Below are 17,349 nucleotides of genomic sequence, written 5' to 3'. Positions count from 1 at the left end.
AATCCTCCTTTAATAGAAATAACGGCGGGCGTTATCTATTAGTAAGCAGGATGAGGCCAGGCTCCTTGAAGGTATGGAACCGGATAAGAATTCGTTCACTTGCTATACATACCAGATCATAACCCTGTACGAGATGATTGGAGAGCAGCAGGATCATTTCAAAGTGCAATATTGTTTTTAGAGAGATGAAACCGCAGAATATGTGGTTGTCGAAGAGAACGGTAAACAGCGGCGTCCGGTCGAGGCTCAGTATATTAAGGATGACTTTATAGCAAACCAAATAGAAGTTAAGCAGCAAACGTCCGCATCCCTCCAACATAAATATCCTGCCTCCTCATCCGCAGCTGCAACTTTTTGGAAAACCATGAGTCTTATAATTATCTGTGAATTTGAAAATAAAGTAAAGTGAAGAAAGGGTATGGATAGGTAATGAGAAAGATATGGATGTTTACTCCAATACTGCTTTTGCTGTTTCTGTTCCCGGCAATATCGTCAGCGGCTACCCATGCTTCGTTCATTTATTACGTGGCGAATGGCGGCAAGGGTACTGTTCCGGCACTGGTTAAGAGCGGCACTACGTTTGTCCCGGCAAGTCTGCTGGAAGAGGCGGGTCTGCAGGTTGCCTGGGATAAGGCAGATCTACGGGCCAAATACGTTGGATGGGAAAAAACAGTGGTTGTCACGGTTGGCAGCAAGACTGCTGTGCTTGATGGGAAAACAGTTCAATTAGGAGGAGCGCCGTTCCGGTATAAAGAGCAATTATATCTTCCTGCCCGCTTTGTGGTGCAGGCACTGGAAGGGCAGACAGTAAGCTGGGATGCGGCTCATGCTGTCTATACCGCCAAAGGGCTTGGGACCTTTCTGAGTGTCAATGCCACCTTTGAAGGCTGTACAAGGAGCTGTTGAATCAGGAACAGCAGCAATATGCGGAAACGAACGACGTGCCTTATTACGGAGACGAATTGAAGTTAATCAAACGTGAAGGCAATACTTTGCAGTTTAAGCTGGGCAGAGAAGATCAAATATACAACTATCGAATGAATGAACATTAAGGAGTGGCAGATTTGAACAAATGCTTTTTTGCGGTCATTTTACTGTCTTCACTGCTCTTTGCGAACGGTTGCACCACCTCAAAGCATGTAGAAACAGGGTATGCGGAGTCCGCTATCCATGATGACTTTCCAATTCCAGAGGCTGCAAAACAAGGGGAAATAACGACAAACTCCGCCAACCCCAATATAAAAATAGGCGTCAGCTACGAGTTGGATAATATCGGGGGAGAGCAGGGACTATACCCGCCCGAAAGTTATTTTCAGAAATTAGATGATGCGGGATGGGCAGAACTGGAAGACCGCCGAATGGGACATGTGCAGTTTTTTGAGAAAGAAGATACAGTGATCGCCATTGAAATTCATGAGGATACCTTTCAACTGTATGAAATGAAGCCGGGAGCCTCCTTCTGATCCTATTCATTATAGAAAGGCAAGGTGTAAGTATGGAGAGCTCCGCTGACTATTTATATCATTATTATGAGCAGTCCAGAGGTCCATTTGCCAATTTATCCGATTTGAGCGAAGCGCAGGCAGACGAAGTTCTGGAATCAATCCGCAAACAAAACGATGTGATGGCCTCCCGCCGAGATCAGGGGTATTTAGTGCGCAGACGGGAGTTAGAGGGATTAGCCAGAGAACTGTTCATCTCAAAAGGCGGGAAGCCTGTAAGAAAAGCCCCGCATTATATGGTAGTTGGCCCATGCGACTGGCTTAGTGACTGGTATAAGGAAAGTGCTTTTGTACAAATACCTATTTCACAGTTTAAACTGGACACCCTCTCATTCTCCTATGGCGATTTGTTTCCCACCTTTAGCCCGCGGGTGAATGACGGCAAGGAATATCGCAGGCAGGTTTACACCTACCAAGAAATCTTAGCGCTCATTCAGAAATATGGCTTGCCTCAGGAATGGAACAGAGATGGCACATATGGGCCGGAGAGATATATTGAAGTGCAGGTCTGGGATGATGGACCACTGGGGAGAACAGTTAAAGCTTAAAAAAAGGAATCATAGAGGAATTATGTAGATAAATATGGCGCAAGTCACAGAAAAGGATTACAATAAATCCATTATTGCCCTTGTATGGCGATGAACACTAGATTGTATAACAGAGGAGACGAGTAATGGTAAAAAACACTGCAAAAGGGCATCCGATTTTATTTTCACTCATGCTGGGGGTTCTGCTGATTGTATTGATCTCAGTTGCATCCGCAGCCGGAACCATCATGGAACTGGACGATACGGGGCTGAAGATTGCCCAAGCCGTAGCATTTTTGGTCATGGCTGTTATTGTAACGCTGTATATGACAAAAGGAGAGCGCTCATTAGCCCAATTCGGCTTCAGAAGCACTGGCGTGTCCAGGGCAAAAGAAGCTCTCTATTATGTACCGCTGCTTATTATCGCACTTGTACAACCTATTATGAGCGGCATCAACTTTGAGATTTCTGCGGTCGACATTCTGGTTATTGTAATTTTCACCATGCTGGTGGGCTTTACGGAAGAATCCGTTTTCCGGGGGATCATCAGGGATAAACTGAAATTCAAGGGGCCGGTGTTTTACATCGTGTTCTCCTCCGTCTTTTTTGGCGTCCTACATATGGCTAATGCATTAAACGGAAGTAATATAATACATATTCTTTTGCAGGTTATTAATGCGCTGCTGCTCGGTTTCATATTTGCACTGCTTATTGAAACTACAAACCACATTATTCCATTGATCGTGTTTCATTTTGCCTATGATGCACTTGCGCTGGTCAGCTATGAGAATCTGGACCGGGAAGTTCTGCTGGTTTCCATCTTGAATATCTTATACCTGATCTATGGAATCTATCTGGCCTACAACCTGATGCGCAGAAACAAGGTCAACCATCCAGCCGGCAAAACGGTCGGGAATCACAGGTAGGTCAGGCTGCATAGAGCAAGCAACCTCTGATTCTGCAAAAAGTGGTTTGAGTGCTGCGACTAATGAATAGCTTCACCACTTATCAAAGGCGACTTCAGTTTAATGCTGAAGGCGCCTTTTGACGTTAGGAGCCAGCGGATTCTAGACGCTGGCTTCGGCAGACGCACCGATCCTGCGGAAATCCGAGGGAGAGAACCCGGTTTCTTTTTTGAAGATGCGGTTGAAGGAGCGGTAGTTCTCGAACCCGATTGCTTCGGCGATTTCGAAGGTTTTCTGATCGGAGGTCAAGAGCAGCAGCTTGGCCCTTTCTATCCGCAATCGGGTCAAATACTGGATAAAACTCTCGCCTACGGTTTTCTTGAACATACTGCTGAAATAAGGAACGCTGTAATTGATCGAGGCGGCCAGCTCTTCAAGCTTATAGGGATAAGCCAAATCCTCGTGCATCCGCCGGATAATTCTCGACATCGAGGCATCGAGCTTCGTGCCCTCACCCTGCAGCTGCTGCAGCTTGCGGAAGGAACTGCAGATGGCGTCATGAACAGAATGGAAGGTTTGGCATTCCTCCAGCTTCTTCCGGCAGGAAGCTTTCAGGTCGGCTGCCCCCTCCGCGTCGACAATAAATTGACTGAGCTCCAAAAATACTCTCAGGTACAGGGATTTAATCTGCTCGGGTTCCCAGTGTTGCTCTGCAGCCTGGTGGTAAAAGGCGCTGCGCTGCTGGTCCAGCGCGGATGAACTCAAGTGGGACTCCAGCAGGGCAGTCTTCAGCACCTTGATCCAGAAGCGGCTGTTAGGCTCCGGAATGCGCTGGAATTTCAGGGATTGCTGCCACTCTTCACCGGTTAAGGTCTGATTGGCTTGGTAGAAGAAGGGATAAGCAGTGGAAGCCAGCTTTTTGAGCGTGCCGGCATCACTGCCTGTCCCTGCTTCGAAGACATATTCCAGTGCTATGGCTCCTATCTTCAAATTAGAGGCAAAGCTCTCCAGGATCTGCTCCATCAGCCCGGATGCTTCCAGCCGGCGCTCGTCCGTATAGATTGCAAAGAAACGCCCTTGGTCCAGCGTGACTACCTTGCCCACGCCTTGGTTGTCCAGCAGCTCTTTCAGAACGTTGACGCCGGCGAACTGCCAGAGCTTAAGTTCTTCAAGCTGGTCCATGGAGAAACGCAGGGAGCTTCTGTCCAGCTCCAGCACCAAGGCTCTAAATCGGCCCCGGCCAACCGGAATACCGGCCTGCTCAAGGCTCTGCAGCCAGCTCGATTCGTTGGCGGGATTGCGGAGCATCTCCAGAAACAAACCCTGCTCAATCTCAATTTCACTTGAGCGGACCCTCTGCTCCAGCAGCATTTGTTTTTCCCGTGTCTCTTCAAGCGAAACAGCCTTGCGGGTCAGCTCCTCCAGAGTGCGGGTCAGCAGCTCCGGGTCGGAGAGACAATCATCCTTTATCAGGTAGGAATCCGCCTTCAGATGAATGGCCTGCTGGGCATAATGGAAATCCTGATGGCAGGTCAGAATAACAATCTGCGGCCGGGGCAGGCCGCTGCTCTCGATTTCCCGCAGCATATCGAGTCCGTTCATCCCCGGCATCGTGATGTCTGTAACTATCAGCTGGGGTTTATTTTGCAGAAATAGTTCCAGGCCTTCCTGGCCGTCTTCTGCCTCCCCGCTAAAAGTAAACAGGTCGCTGCGCTGCTCGATCATATGCCGGAAGACCGTTCTGGCCGGGTATTCATCTTCAACAAGGATGACCTTGTAGTTACTCATGCTGTTCCCCCTTTACTCTTACCGAGTCCTGTTCAAGTATGAAAGTGATCGCCAGGCCTTCCCCGGGTTTGCTGGCAAGCATAATCTGGGTGTCCCGGCCGAACATCAGCCGCATTCTCATCCAGACATTCTGCAGCCCGATATTGTCGCTGATTTCTTCACGGGGAAGATGAAGCTTCAGCTTCTCCAGCTCCTGAGCCTCCATACCGATGCCATCATCCCTGATCTCGATCATGATTGCGGACGATTCGGGAATAGAGAAGACTTTAATAGTAATATGGCCTTCGCTTACCTTGGCGGGAAGAATACCGTGAAAGACAGAGTTTTCGATCAGCGGCTGCAGGCTCAGCTTAGGAATCTGCAGCCGCTGCAGCGGTTCTTCAATCTCCAGCGCAAGTAAGATCCGGCATTTATAACGCATATTGAGCAGACCTACGTAATCCTCAAGATAGTCAAGCTCCTGCTGCAGCATAACGGTCTGCTCGTAATTCTCCATCGAATAGCGGAGCAGTGCGACCAAACGGCCCATCAGCGAATTTATCCCGTCATAGTCCTTCATGATCGCGAACATCCGGATGGTGTTCAGCGTGTTATACATGAAGTGGGGGTTAATCTGAGACTGCAGCGCCCTGATTTCCAGTCTGCGCTTCAAATCCTCCGATTCATGCAGATCTGCCAGCAGATCTTGAATGCGGACAGCCATCGTATTCAGCATCCGGCCGAGATCCCCGATTTCATTGTTGGCAAAATGCGTAACCCGCGCATCGAAACGTCCTTTCTTGATGGCGTCGACCTGTCGCCGTACGGCTTGCAAGGGGCGGTACAGATGATAACCGAAGCCGACAACAGAAAGTGCGCCAAGCCCAACGAGCAGGATCAGGAAATACATCACGGTTCTGCGGATAATCACTGTACTCTCCCCGAGCTGCTTGGATGGAATCTCTGAAATGACAACCCATTTATCATAGGTTGACGTCTGCTTGACGGAAATAATTGAAGAGTCCATGCGGAACTGACCTGGCTGCTGGAGATTCTTCCAATGGCTTAATATGCTGTGGATACGTTCTTCCTCTGCATTTCCACCCAGCTTGCTTGTAGTAGCGATGGATTTGCCGTCATCGGTTACCAGAGCGATAGAGCCTGTGGAGCCTAGCTGGATATTCTGGATCTGGCGCAGATATTCGTCATTTTTCATCGAAATCAGCAAAATGCCTTGCAAATCCTCGTATTGGTAAAACGGGATACGGGAGATATAATAAGTCGAACTATTCAATATATCGAGCTCAGGCAATGAATGCTTATCCAAGAAAAGCCCCGGCTTACCGGACTCCAGATAATGCTCAATCAGAGGTTTGTAAGGTGATGCTGCCATCGGCGAAGGGGCTTCGGTGGAAGACAGGATCTCGCCGGTCACAGCGGAATACACCTGCAGACCTTCAACATTGCCGATAATCGCCGAAGCGGTGCTGAGTACGGAGATCAGATCTTTTTTGCGGACAACCTCTTCAAAATATTGATCGGAAGGCGAAACCAGTGCTCCTTGAATCGAGGACATCCGCGAATACTGTTCGCTGAGCTCACGGAATCTGGACATGGTCAGCTCAATCCGGTCCACAACTTGATTTACGAGCTGGGCATTCAGCCGGTTCACCTGCTCCTCAACCGTCCTGCTGGAGACGCTTACAGAAATATACGACAATACAATCAGCGGAATGATGGAGATGGCAAGCATGACCAGAATCATTTTGATATAGAAGCTTCGCGTCAAAAATGAAAAAAAAGGAGATAACATGTCTTCACTTCCGTCTCTTGAGATGTCTAAATAAATTATAGTACTAGGCTGCGGTGAAGGATACCCTGATTTGCGCAAATCTGAAAAACGGATACACTTTGGCTCGAAATCGGCATGTTCACATGTAAGCGGATTCTCTATAATCCAAATTGTAAGCAGGGACTCACTGGATTACATCAAACAAAACGGGGGATGACAATGAAATTCAAACACAAGCTTGTACCTGTTCTGGCATCTACGGTATTAATGGCTTCCGCGCTGGCCGGCTGCGGCGGCAATAACAATGCGGCAGAGAATAACGGGGGAGAGGCTTCGGGGCAGCCGGCAGGAACAGCACAGACTGCGGGCAGCACCAAGGCGGCGAAGATCAAGGCGATGACGATTCTGTTCGGCAATCCGCCGGTCACGGAAAATAATAAAGCGCTTGAGAATCTGGAAAAACGCGGAAATGTCGATCTGGATATCACCTTTGTTCCTTCCGAAGCGTACGCGGATAAACTGTCCGTTGCAGTATCTGCCGGAGATTCTTACGACCTGCTGTTAATGGACGGCGGGAAGGATGACAAATTCAGCAATCTGGTCAAGATGGGGGCCTTCCATGATTTGACGCCTTATCTGGAAAAGACCGAGAATATCAATCTGATTGATGAAGCGGTCTGGAAGAATGTAAGAGTAGACGGCAAGGTATACGGCGTTCCGCGTCCCCGTGGCCTATATGGCGGAGGCGAAGCCAGCATGCTGATCCGCAAGGACTGGCTGGACAAATACAACCTTGAAGTTCCGAAAACTTTAGATGAGCTGACAAATGCAATGAAAGTGTTCAAGGAAAAAGATCCGGCAGGCGGCGGAAAAACAATTCCGTTCTCGATCTTTGGGGTAGATGGTATCAATGCCCCGGGACCTTTTGCCGGAGTCATGCCGATCCAGTTTGCACTTGGCATTCCGTTCACCTGGAAGGTGGACAACGGCACTCCGGTCCGGGATTTCCAGACTCCTGAATACAAGACTTATCTGGATTGGCTGAAGGACTCCTGGAGCCAGGGACTAATCGACAAAGATGCTCCGGTGCTCAAAAATCAGCAGCAGGCACGCGGTAAATTTCTCGCTGGCGTAGCCGGTGTATTTGCGGGTAACGTAAGTGATCTCGGGGAAGCCAATCTGTCCAAGCTGAAACAGGTGGACCCGAACGCGGAAATTGCCATTATAGATGTGCTTGAAGGTCCTGCCGGAGATAAAGGCGTTGCTGTAATGACCGGGTATTACGGACTATGGACGATTCCAAGCTCTGTTCCGGAAGACAAAATTCAGCAGATTGTGGATTTCCTTGATTTTACTGCTTCTGAAGAAAACGTAGCCTTCTACAAAGGTGGGGTAACCGGTGTTCATTCTAGCGGTTTGAAGGACGGGATTGTTACCCAGACGGAAGAACAGCTGAAGCAGGCGGATCTGGACAAGCCCAATAGCTTTATATTGGAAAACCGGATAGATCCATATGTGTATGCTACATCCAAGGAAGCGGACATTCTCGCCGTACAGAAGGCATCGCTGGATACCATCAGTAAGTTTGGCATCGAAAATCCGTTCCTGGCTTACAATTCCGAAACCGCAAGCAAAAATCCGGACAGCTATAAGAAAATGAATGCTGTCATGACGAAATATGTGCTGGGTGAAGGCGCCTGGGATGATGTGCAGAAGGAAATTGACGCTTGGACCAAGGGAACAGGTGCGCAAATCACCAAGGACCTGATGGATCAATATAACGCCGATAATCAATAGTTGAAAATACAAATAGACATGAACGGGACTGCGCCTCAGGGTCCCGTTCATGAATAATGGATGGGAGGGCAAAAAATGCAGAGATCGCTGCGTGGTTCAAGGTTTAAGCAGCTGTGGCCCTTTTACTTGCTGGCTGCACCGGGAATACTTTATTTTCTGACGTTTCATTATGTGCCTATGTCGGGACTAATACTGGCCTTTAAGGACTACAGTCCATTCAAAGGAATCATGGACAGTCCTTGGGTAGGGCTGGCTAATTTCAGACAATTTTTCGGAACTCCGAATTTTTATATTCTGCTCAAAAACACACTGGTTATCAGCTTGCTGAATATTGTAATTTATTTTCCTTTTACGATACTGCTCGCTATTATGCTGAATGAACTGCGGATGCAGCTGTTCAAACGGGTGTCACAAACCATTGTATATCTACCCCACTTTTTGTCTTGGGTGGTCATTTACGGAATTACCATCTCATTTTTCGGGCCATCTGGAGTGATCAATCACTATCTGGAACAGTGGTTCAATACCGATGCGATGTTCCTTACCAGCAATGAATGGTTCAGGCCGCTCGTCATCTTCCAGTCCATTTGGAAGGATGCAGGCTGGGGTACCATCATTTTCCTGGCGGCTTTAGCGGGAATTAATCCTGAATTATATGAGGCGGCCAAGGTCGACGGAGCGAACCGTTTTCAGAACATCTGGAACATTACGCTCCCGGGGATCAAAAGTACGATTGTCGTGCTGCTGCTGCTGCGGCTCGGCTCCTCGCTGGATTCAAACTTTATGCAGATATTCCTGATGTCCAACGGTCTTAACCTGGATGTCTCCAATGTATTCGACCTGTTTGTCTACCATGTCGGACTGGAGCAGTTCAATTACAGCTATGCGATCACGGTAGGCATGTTCAAATCAATTGTCAGTCTGATTCTGGTGGTGGGGGCCAATTATGCGGCCAGGCTGCTGGGCGAAGAAGGCATTTTCTAGACGGGAGTGGAGACAAGATGAAAGCACGGATAACCTGGTTTGACGGAATTATTGCAGCGATCATTATTCTGATCAGTCTTACAGTCATTTTGCCTTTTCTATACATCATTGCGGTGTCCTTCAGTCCGCCAGCAGATTCGATGGCCGGCAATTTCTTTCTCTGGCCGAAGCACTGGACGCTTGATGCCTATAAATACCTGCTGAATGCCGATACCTTTCTGACCTCAATCAAAAATTCGGTCATTATCACAGTGATCGGCACCTGCCTAAGCCTGGTTGTCTCGATCATGCTGGCCTATACGTTGTCCAAAAAAGGAATACCGGGGCGGCGTCTGATTCTGCTGCTGATCTTCTTCACAATGATTTTCCATGGCGGCATGATCCCGAACTATCTGGTGGTCAAAAATCTCGGTCTGATCGACAGCTATGCGGCTGTTATCCTTCCGGCGGTATCCAGCGCCTACAACGTGATGGTGATCCGCTCGTTCTTCCAGAGCCTGCCGCCAAGTCTGGATGAAGCGGCAAGAATCGACGGGGCGGGAGAATTCCGCATCCTGTTCTCGGTAGTAATACCGCTCTCGAAGCCGATCATTGCCACGTTTGCGCTGTTCTTTATGGTTCAGTACTGGAATGAGTTCTTCTCGGCAGTCATTTATCTGAACGATACGACACGCTGGCCGATCCAGCCGCTGCTGCGGCAGATGGTGGCGATCAGCGCCTCGAATATATCCGCCGAAGCGGCACTAGATGCACAGCTTGCCGCAAATTTGGGGCCAAATGTACAGAATGCGGCGATCCTGCTGGCAATGCTGCCTATCGTTATCGTATATCCGTTCCTGCAGAAATATTTTGCCAAGGGAGCCATGCTCGGCTCGGTCAAAGAATAAGGCGTTATTCGCCGCTTTGTTAAGAAGGGGAGAGCTATGAAGCAAAAAGGGTACAAGGAATTACGCAAGGATCCAGAATATACGGAACCGCTGCCGACAGATGTAGAGTTTATCGGCACTATGCTGAATCTGGAGCTGCCCGGCATGGAGGCTGTCCGCTGTTTCATGGAACAGGGCGATATAGCCGGAGCAAGGGATGCCTTCCTGCACCGGATTGAAGCGGCTGAGCTCACCCGGTATTACTTCGCCGTTGGCGAGGTGCCGCAACTGATGAAGGAGGCAAGGAGCCGGTATGGAGATTTCCCGGAAGCGCTGCAGGATATCGCGGAAGCAGAACGGATCGCGGAAGGCGATATTCCACTGTTCAAAGAGAAACGGGCAGTTTTTCCTGGCGGCGCATATGACTGGAACAGCTGGCTGTATGACAGCTCGCAATATCAGCTTCACCTGACGCGCTTCGCCTATCTGAAGCGGCTGTCCCGGGGATACTGCCTGACCGGCAACGAGAAATTTGCCGAATGCTTCAGCAACATGATGGAGGATTTCATTGATGACAACCCTGTGCCGCGCGGAGGTGTCTTTCGGGGCGAGCACTGCACCTGGGACCCATTGTCGGTAGGGGTCCGGCTGTTCATGCTGCCGGAAGCGTTCATTGTTTTCTACCGTTCAAAGGCTTTCACTCCGGAGATCAAAATGAAGCTGATCAAATCCTTCTATCAGCATGGGGAGTATGTCCGTAAATACCATGCCCGGAGCGGAAACCATGTGTGCATGCAGCTGCGCGGTCTAATCCAGGTCTCTCTGCTATTGCCGGAGCTGAAGCCGGCGCAGCAATGGCTGGAATACGCGCGGCGTGAGCTTCCGGGCCACATCCGGGACAACGTCTATGAGGACGGGGTACAATTCGAAGGCAGCCCGAACTATCACCAGGTAGTGATGCGCGACTTGTATGAACTGGTGCCGCTGTTTCAAAAACTGAATATTGAGGCTTTGGAGTATAGTGAAATCTTGGAGAAAATGCTGGAAGTGCAGAGTCATCTGATGACGCCTGACATGCAGCTTGCCAGATTTGGAGATACCGATGCACAGGCGGAAAACGAGCTGCGCAACACGATGAGCCTGGGCGCCTATTTGTTTGGAAGAGGGGATTTTAAATTCCTGGGGCATCCCCAGCTGCCGTTTGCCTTGCTCTGGCGGCTGGGACCGGAAGCGGCCGGGCGTTATGAGGCCATCCCAGCCGGACCGGCACCCGAACCCTTCGCCTGCTTCCTCGTTGGCGGATACCTCTTCTCCCGGCAGAGCTGGGAGAAGGAGGCTATGTATCTGGCGATGCGGGCAGGGGTGGGCATTGGGGGACATGCCCATTCCGATGCGCTTAGCCTGATTCTTTATGCCGGAGGACGGGAACTGCTGGCCGATTCCGGCATGGGACTGTTCGAATGGAATAAGGAACGCAAATATGCCGTATCGACAAGAGCGCATAACACGGTTGTCGTTGACGGGCAGGATCAGCATGTGCGCAGCCTGCATTGGAATACGCCGCAAACCGCAACCTGTAAAATATGGGATGCGCGTCATGGCAAAGATTATGATTATTGGTTCGCGAGCCATTATGGCTATACCCGCTATGATGATCCTGTTATCCACTCCCGTAAGGTAGTTTTTGTGAAGAACCGTTACTGGCTGATTGTGGATCTGTTTGAGGCGCAAGAGCAGCATACCTACGAGCAATATTTCCACCTGCCAATAGGCGATACGGTAGTCCAGTGGGACCGCCGGCAGGTGCATACGAACCATAATGACAGCAATGTGCTACTTCTATTCCCGGAACAGGAGCAGGCTGAGGATCAGCTTACACTGGAGAGCGGTCTTGATTTCAGGCAGGGTCAATATTACGTGAATCCGGTTGCGAAGCGGTCCATGTCCACTGCGGGAAGAGCAGTTTATGAAACGCTTGTTGTTCCCTATGGGACGGTCCAGCCGCAGATCCGGATCAGCAGAATGCCGGTCACGCTGGAGGGCCGGGAGTTGTCTGCGCTGGAAGCTACGGCGCTGCGGATATCCGGGGACAATTGGAGTGATGAGATTTGCCTGTATCACAGCTCTGTAGACGTGGAATCGTATCTGGACCACACCGGGAATATTGTTTCCCAGGAGCTTCTGCCAGGCAAGTCCGCGCTGGACGGAATTGAATTCGCCGGGGGCAGACATTCGGATGATGTGGTCGTGAATCATAGCGTCCAGCAGCACTAAACAGGCAGACATAATAGTTTCAGGAAGACTCTGGCAAACGCCGGAGTCTTTTTGTCTTTATTTGGGTAATACATACAGTTACATAATCAACAGAAGGCGACGCTTCCAGAACTGATATTGTTAGAAACAGAAGCCTTCTATTAACCTTTAAAGGACTGGGGGAGACTTCATGGACAAAGAAGCCAAAAAAATATTGTTAAGTACCTTCTGGACATCCGGCGGCTGGAAGAGCAGTCCGTCTCCTTACAGCGGAGCGGATTTTGAATATGCCAAAGAGAAGGGCCTTATGTTCGATCCGGTGAACATCACACATGATGCGGTGATTAAGAGGTTATGTGAGCTGCACCAGAAGATTATCAGCAAAGAGTGGGCGGCCACAGCATTCTTGCACAGCTTGTCAACCCGAAAGGTCCATCTGCGGAGCGCGTTGTCGAGCTGGGCGTTAACCTCGGAGCTGACTGTGCACACCTATGGGGAGCTTCTTGCACAACCGTCCATGTTCAGTTCATGCGGCCACTGCAATAACGCACAGCTGATCTCAGACAAGGCCTACGTGAATCAGGACTGGAATGTGCTGAATTTTGAACGGATCAAATGGGGAGGAGTCCGCCTGAACTGGCTTCTCTATTGCTGGCTTGATCTGGAGATGCTTGCCCGGGAGGAGAACCTGCATGTCAGCAGGGAGGATCTGGACATACTCACCGCAATGACGGATGCAGTTATGGACTGCGGCGCGAAGGATGCTGCCCGGCAGCTGGAGAAACGCTGGAAAGATGTTTTCCCTTCCAGCAAACAGGAACGCGATGTCGTGATGGAGGTTTGGGGATACGCCGGTATCCTGCCGCCATCGAACGAGCCGCGCCCGGGACGGGGCGGCAACGGCGATTTTATCTCGGTTGCCAATTGGCGGGGTGAAGATGGCTATTCCCAGGAGGCGTTTAAGTATTTTTTTGGTGCTTTTTTGTAAGGGGAGAATGTTCAGCATGAATTAGAATGGTCTTCATAACCAAATTCCGAAACTAAAAGTGAAAGCTTGATCACGGGACAAGCAGTGCAGGTGCGATGATTTCACGGAACACATCAACAGGAGGTTTCTTTTTCCGCCGCGGATCTTCGGTCAGAACCACAACCGTCGAAAGCTCCGGCAAAATATAAACAAACTGTCCCCCATACCCGCGGGCATAAAAGTATGCCTGGGAAGCTGCAGGTGACTCCTGAGCAGAAGAGGTGTAGACATCAGTCCACCAGTGCCAGCCATATCCGCCGCGGTAGGGGGCTTCTACAGGAAGTGCGGTTTCCGTAGATCGGTTGACCCGTTCAGGGGAAATGAGCCTTGAGTTCTCCCACATGCCCTCCTGTAGATAGAGCAGTCCCAGCTTCAGCAGGTCGGAAGGCCGCAGCTTCAGCCCGAACCCGCCCGTATGAACGCCTTGAAGATCAACCTCCCACTCATAATCTTTAATGCCCAAAGGGCCAAACAAATAGTGCTCGGCAAACTTGGCGGTGGACATGCCAGCCGCTTGCCTCAGAATGGCTGACAACAGCTGGGAAACGCCGGAGTTGTATTCCATTCGGGTTCCGGGTGTGTCCGACATCGGCTGTTCCAGCACAAACCGGACCCAATCCGGAGAACGGGTCATCCTGGGGAATGAGTTCTGCCCGCCAAATTCAGTCCAGTTGAAACCGGCAGACATCGTGAGCAGATGCTCCAGTGTGATTTCTGTTTTACGATGATCCGGGTCAAGGCTAAGCTGCGGATAAAATAACGTCAGCGGAGCATCCGGCTGCGGCAGCAGCCCCTTGTCCATCGCGATGCAGATCAGTGCGGAGAGCACACTTTTGGTGCAGGAATTGATTTTGGCCAGTTCAGTGGCTATATTTGGTGCTCTATAGTGTTCAAGCACAAGCCTGTTGTCCCGGCTGATCAGACAGCTGCGCAAATCGAGCGTTGTTAGCGCTGCAGAAATTGAGGATAGGTTCATTGGGTTGATCCTTTCATTATCATATCGGGAGAGCACTTGGGTGAAACCCGGCTTTTTCGCGATAGTTTGCCTTTCAACCAATAATATTAACATACAAATAAAGAATTTTATGATTCAATTCAAATGGGACTGCTGAGGGAGGAATGGCTGTCCCATCCAGTATTCAAGTGAAATCAGGAACAGCTCACAATATAACAGAATGGTTGCGGGGGGAGAACAATGTCAATCTATTTGGTCAGACACGGTAAAGATGATGAGGGATTCCGCGGTGGATGGAGCCAGCGTGGGTTAATTGCAGAAGGAATTGAACAGTCGCAGAAGCTGGGGCAGTACCTTAAAGCGCACCACAATCTTTACAACATTCACCGGGTGGTTAGCAGTGATTTAACCCGTGCGGTTGAAACCGCAACCGAGATTGCCAGTGAACTCCGCTTACCACTCGAAAGCAGCAACAACTGGAGAGAAATGAACAATGGCCTCATCGCCGGGATGGCTCATGAACTTGTAGAGGAGCAGTATCCGGGTCTCTATTTCTCGACTTTGCGGATGGATGAGGAATTCCCGGGCGGGGAGAGTCCGATTGATTTTTTTAACCGTATACAGGCAACCTTTAAGAAGTTATGCGAGGAGCAGCTCCTCAACAAGGGGGAGGAGAATATTTTAATTGTAACCCATGGCGGAGTTATTAATATTATTTATCATATTTTAAATGGGGTAGAGTGGTCGAATAAAGGCAAAGCTTACCCTAGTACATATACCAGTCTCCATCACATCAAATATGATGCCGGAGAATGGGAGATTGCAATGGAAACGCTGAGTGTCTAATCAAAGGATGTAAATATCACATGAATACAAAAACTCCTGCAGCTAAGTTTGCGGGAGCTTCTTTGCGTGCGATTGTTTTCTTAATCCAGTGATTGACAATAGAGGGGGGACTCACTATAATCATTATAGACCGACGGTCGGTCGATGAAATGGAGGAATACAATTATGCGGATTTCCAAGGAACCTGAAGAACGCAGAAACGAAATTTTAGATACGGCAGAGCTGCTTTTTTTCACCCAGGGGTATAGCAGAACTACAATCAACGATATTTTGCAGAGGATCGGAATCGCCAAGGGAACCTTCTATTATTACTTCAAATCGAAGGAGGAGGTAATGGATGCGGTGGTTATGCGGTTCATTGATGCCGGGGTAGAAGCTGCGAAAGAGATTGCTTCCGATCACAGGCTATCTGTTCACGAGAAGCTGCTGAGGATCATTATGGCACAGAAGCCGGACTCGGAAGGGAAGGAGCAACTGATTGAGCAGTTCCATCAGGCGGAGAATGCCCAGCTTCATCAAAAGAGCCTGACGGAAACCATTCTCCGCCTGACACCTGTATTAACAGAAGTTATTGAGCAGGGCATCGAGGAGCAGTTGTTCCATACCGCTTATCCCCGGGAAACGGTTGAGTTTCTGCTGGTGGCCTCGCAGTTTCTGCTGGATGAAGGTATCTTCCAGTGGCAGCCGGAGGAAATTCTCCGCAAGATCGAGGCTTTCATTCATATTATGGAAACCTCTCTGGGTGCCAAACAGGGCAGCTTCGCCTATGTCACACAAATGTTCGGGCAGCCGCCTGCAGCTGATGGAAAGGATGGAAAGGCGGGGATAAAGGATGGGGAAACAGAACAATAAATCCTTCAGCAAGTTTCTGGTGTTATGGACAGGAGAATGGATATCCAGTATGGGCAGTGGGCTGACCGCTTTTGCGCTGGGTGTTTATGTCTACCAGATGACAGGGACTGCAGCCAGTGTAGCGCTAGTAACGCTTTGCGCTTTTTTGCCTTCCATTATGCTCAGTCCAATCGGCGGCGTGCTGGCTGACCGCTTTGACCGGCGGCTGATGATGATCACGGGTGATCTATGCTCCGCATTTGGACTTGTCTTCCTACTGTTTATCATGCTGCTGGGCGATCCGCCCGTTTGGCAAATCTGTCTCGGAGTGGCCTTCAGCTCCATATTCGTATCCTTGCTCGAACCGGCTTACAAGGCGACCATTACCGAATTATTGACCGAAGAGCAGTTTGCCAAGGCCAGCGGGCTGGTCCAGCTTGCAGCCTCCTCCAAATATCTTCTCTCTCCGCTGATTGCCGGGGTGTTGCTTGGCTACATGGATATAAAGGCTGTGCTGATTATAGATATCTCTACTTTTGTGGTGACCGTGCTTGCGGTGCTGGCTGTGAAAAAGAACCTGCAGGCTGAGTTTCCAGCGAAAACACGGCAGTCCTTTGCAAGAGACCTGAAGGAGGGTTGGGATACGCTCATTTCCGTGAAAGGTGTTCTACAGCTTACGGTTATTTTATCGGTGGTTACATTCTATGTGGGTTTTCTCCAGACCTTGTTTACCCCGCTCTTACTGCCGTTTACAGATACGCAAACCCTGGGCACAGTGGAATCCGTTAGTGCAATTGGCATGCTGATCGGCAGTCTGTTCATCGGGATGTTCAGCATTAAGGGCCAATATGCCAAGGTGCTGGCTGTAAGTCTGGGATTCGCCGGAGGTTTCTTTGCACTGGTCGGTCTGACTACAAATCTATATTTTATCGCTGCAGCCGGATTGTTGTTCTTCGCGGCACTCCCCTTCATTAACACCTGTGCTGACGTGCTGATCCGAAAAAATATCGCCGCCGAAGCACAAGGCCGTGCTTGGGGGATCATTGGCATTCTTTCACAACTCGGGTATGTGGCCGCTTATGCTGTTGCCGGAGTGCTGGCAGATCATGTCTTTAATCCGCTGCTGCGCAGCGGGGGAAGTCTTGCTTCCTCAGTGGGCAAGGTGCTGGGTACAGGAGAAGGCCGGGGTATCGGACTCCTGTTCATCGTCTGCGGTTTGCTGATAGTAATTGTGGCGGTGATTGTTCCAAGAATCAAATCTATTAGGGCTCTTGAACAACAACATTCATGAGTTTCT

The 17,349-nt window shown here is 49.8% G+C and carries 17 protein-coding genes; 13 read left to right on the top strand and 4 right to left on the bottom strand.

Annotated features, from left to right (window positions below; all coding sequences use genetic code 11):
• Positions 1–31: 31 nt before the first annotated feature.
• Positions 32–319 carry a hypothetical protein gene (locus NST07_RS21775; RefSeq protein WP_341094284.1) on the bottom strand — a complete coding sequence of 96 codons (288 nt, stop codon included), beginning with the start codon at positions 317–319 and terminating at the stop codon, positions 32–34.
• A gap of 110 nt (positions 320–429) precedes the next feature.
• Between NST07_RS21775 and NST07_RS21770 the strand changes: the two genes are divergently transcribed.
• The 5 genes from NST07_RS21770 (at position 430) to NST07_RS21750 (ending at position 2,955) form a co-directional block, all read left to right on the top strand.
• A complete protein-coding gene (locus NST07_RS21770; RefSeq protein ID WP_341094283.1) occupies positions 430–906 on the top strand; it encodes a copper amine oxidase N-terminal domain-containing protein in 477 nt (158 codons plus the stop codon).
• Positions 903–1,052 (top strand): hypothetical protein, encoded by a 150-nt coding sequence (locus tag NST07_RS21765; protein ID WP_341094281.1) that lies wholly within the window; start codon positions 903–905, stop codon positions 1,050–1,052. The genes NST07_RS21770 and NST07_RS21765 overlap by 4 nt, the downstream gene beginning before the upstream one ends.
• A gap of 12 nt (positions 1,053–1,064) precedes the next feature.
• Positions 1,065–1,463, top strand: a complete 399-nt coding sequence (locus NST07_RS21760) for a hypothetical protein (RefSeq protein ID WP_341094280.1) — start codon at positions 1,065–1,067, stop codon at positions 1,461–1,463.
• A 32-nt stretch (positions 1,464–1,495) separates the two neighbouring features.
• Positions 1,496–2,050 carry a hypothetical protein gene (locus NST07_RS21755; protein ID WP_341094279.1) on the top strand — a complete coding sequence of 185 codons (555 nt, stop codon included), beginning with the start codon at positions 1,496–1,498 and terminating at the stop codon, positions 2,048–2,050.
• Positions 2,051–2,175: 125 nt separating this feature from the next.
• The gene (locus NST07_RS21750; RefSeq protein WP_341094278.1) at positions 2,176–2,955 is read left to right on the top strand and encodes a CPBP family intramembrane glutamic endopeptidase; all 780 of its coding nucleotides are present in this window, start codon (positions 2,176–2,178) and stop codon (positions 2,953–2,955) included.
• A gap of 141 nt (positions 2,956–3,096) precedes the next feature.
• On the opposite strand, the gene NST07_RS21745 is transcribed toward NST07_RS21750, so the two are convergent.
• Together NST07_RS21745 and NST07_RS21740 are read right to left on the bottom strand one after the other, a co-directional pair.
• Positions 3,097–4,722: a helix-turn-helix domain-containing protein gene (locus NST07_RS21745; RefSeq protein WP_341379076.1), complete on the bottom strand. Its 1,626-nt coding sequence runs from the start codon at positions 4,720–4,722 to the stop codon at positions 3,097–3,099.
• Positions 4,715–6,490: a histidine kinase gene (locus tag NST07_RS21740; protein ID WP_341094276.1), complete on the bottom strand. Its 1,776-nt coding sequence runs from the start codon at positions 6,488–6,490 to the stop codon at positions 4,715–4,717. Before NST07_RS21740 ends, NST07_RS21745 begins: the two co-directional genes overlap by 8 nt.
• 222 nt (positions 6,491–6,712) lie before the next feature.
• Here NST07_RS21740 and NST07_RS21735 point away from each other — a divergent pair, with 222 nt between their 5' ends.
• The 5 genes from NST07_RS21735 to NST07_RS21715 all read left to right on the top strand — a co-directional run bounded on the left by NST07_RS21735 (position 6,713) and on the right by NST07_RS21715 (position 13,381).
• A complete protein-coding gene (locus NST07_RS21735; protein ID WP_341094275.1) occupies positions 6,713–8,290 on the top strand; it encodes an extracellular solute-binding protein in 1,578 nt (525 codons plus the stop codon).
• Positions 8,291–8,365: 75 nt separating this feature from the next.
• Positions 8,366–9,274 carry an ABC transporter permease subunit gene (locus NST07_RS21730; protein WP_341379074.1) on the top strand — a complete coding sequence of 303 codons (909 nt, stop codon included), beginning with the start codon at positions 8,366–8,368 and terminating at the stop codon, positions 9,272–9,274.
• A 17-nt stretch (positions 9,275–9,291) separates the two neighbouring features.
• Positions 9,292–10,161 carry a carbohydrate ABC transporter permease gene (locus NST07_RS21725; RefSeq protein WP_341094273.1) on the top strand — a complete coding sequence of 290 codons (870 nt, stop codon included), beginning with the start codon at positions 9,292–9,294 and terminating at the stop codon, positions 10,159–10,161.
• A 36-nt stretch (positions 10,162–10,197) separates the two neighbouring features.
• A complete protein-coding gene (locus tag NST07_RS21720) occupies positions 10,198–12,414 on the top strand; it encodes an alginate lyase family protein (protein WP_342480168.1) in 2,217 nt (738 codons plus the stop codon).
• A 169-nt stretch (positions 12,415–12,583) separates the two neighbouring features.
• A complete protein-coding gene (locus NST07_RS21715; RefSeq protein ID WP_341094271.1) occupies positions 12,584–13,381 on the top strand; it encodes a hypothetical protein in 798 nt (265 codons plus the stop codon).
• 70 nt (positions 13,382–13,451) lie between these two features.
• Here NST07_RS21715 and NST07_RS21710 read toward each other — a convergent pair whose 3' ends face one another.
• Positions 13,452–14,396: a serine hydrolase gene (locus tag NST07_RS21710; protein WP_341094270.1), complete on the bottom strand. Its 945-nt coding sequence runs from the start codon at positions 14,394–14,396 to the stop codon at positions 13,452–13,454.
• A 219-nt stretch (positions 14,397–14,615) separates the two neighbouring features.
• Here NST07_RS21710 and NST07_RS21705 point away from each other — a divergent pair, with 219 nt between their 5' ends.
• The 3 genes from NST07_RS21705 to NST07_RS21695 all read left to right on the top strand — a co-directional run bounded on the left by NST07_RS21705 (position 14,616) and on the right by NST07_RS21695 (position 17,343).
• A complete protein-coding gene (locus tag NST07_RS21705) occupies positions 14,616–15,221 on the top strand; it encodes a histidine phosphatase family protein (RefSeq protein WP_341094268.1) in 606 nt (201 codons plus the stop codon).
• Positions 15,222–15,386: 165 nt separating this feature from the next.
• Positions 15,387–16,073 carry a TetR/AcrR family transcriptional regulator gene (locus tag NST07_RS21700; protein WP_341094267.1) on the top strand — a complete coding sequence of 229 codons (687 nt, stop codon included), beginning with the start codon at positions 15,387–15,389 and terminating at the stop codon, positions 16,071–16,073.
• Entirely contained in the window at positions 16,054–17,343 is a 1,290-nt protein-coding gene (locus NST07_RS21695; protein ID WP_341094266.1) for an MFS transporter, read from the top strand. The genes NST07_RS21700 and NST07_RS21695 overlap by 20 nt, the downstream gene beginning before the upstream one ends.
• Positions 17,344–17,349 lie beyond the last annotated feature (6 nt).

This window comes from Paenibacillus sp. FSL L8-0340 (assembly GCF_038593145.1).
Taxonomy (GTDB): domain Bacteria; phylum Bacillota; class Bacilli; order Paenibacillales; family Paenibacillaceae; genus Paenibacillus_AQ.
Note: the sequence above shows the minus strand (reverse complement) of the source record. Positions and strands in the feature narration are given on the sequence as shown.

Coding starts and splice junctions, on each gene's coding strand:
- NST07_RS21710 (WP_341094270.1), bottom strand. CDS start 14,396: ATGAACCTATCCTCAATTTCTGCAGCGCTAACAACGCTCGATTTGCGC.
- NST07_RS21730 (WP_341379074.1), top strand. CDS start 8,366: ATGCAGAGATCGCTGCGTGGTTCAAGGTTTAAGCAGCTGTGGCCCTTT.
- NST07_RS21700 (WP_341094267.1), top strand. CDS start 15,387: ATGCGGATTTCCAAGGAACCTGAAGAACGCAGAAACGAAATTTTAGAT.
- NST07_RS21695 (WP_341094266.1), top strand. CDS start 16,054: ATGGGGAAACAGAACAATAAATCCTTCAGCAAGTTTCTGGTGTTATGG.
- NST07_RS21750 (WP_341094278.1), top strand. CDS start 2,176: ATGGTAAAAAACACTGCAAAAGGGCATCCGATTTTATTTTCACTCATG.
- NST07_RS21705 (WP_341094268.1), top strand. CDS start 14,616: ATGTCAATCTATTTGGTCAGACACGGTAAAGATGATGAGGGATTCCGC.
- NST07_RS21770 (WP_341094283.1), top strand. CDS start 430: ATGAGAAAGATATGGATGTTTACTCCAATACTGCTTTTGCTGTTTCTG.
- NST07_RS21745 (WP_341379076.1), bottom strand. CDS start 4,722: ATGAGTAACTACAAGGTCATCCTTGTTGAAGATGAATACCCGGCCAGA.
- NST07_RS21775 (WP_341094284.1), bottom strand. CDS start 319: ATGTTGGAGGGATGCGGACGTTTGCTGCTTAACTTCTATTTGGTTTGC.
- NST07_RS21735 (WP_341094275.1), top strand. CDS start 6,713: ATGAAATTCAAACACAAGCTTGTACCTGTTCTGGCATCTACGGTATTA.
- NST07_RS21720 (WP_342480168.1), top strand. CDS start 10,198: ATGAAGCAAAAAGGGTACAAGGAATTACGCAAGGATCCAGAATATACG.
- NST07_RS21755 (WP_341094279.1), top strand. CDS start 1,496: ATGGAGAGCTCCGCTGACTATTTATATCATTATTATGAGCAGTCCAGA.
- NST07_RS21715 (WP_341094271.1), top strand. CDS start 12,584: ATGGACAAAGAAGCCAAAAAAATATTGTTAAGTACCTTCTGGACATCC.
- NST07_RS21725 (WP_341094273.1), top strand. CDS start 9,292: ATGAAAGCACGGATAACCTGGTTTGACGGAATTATTGCAGCGATCATT.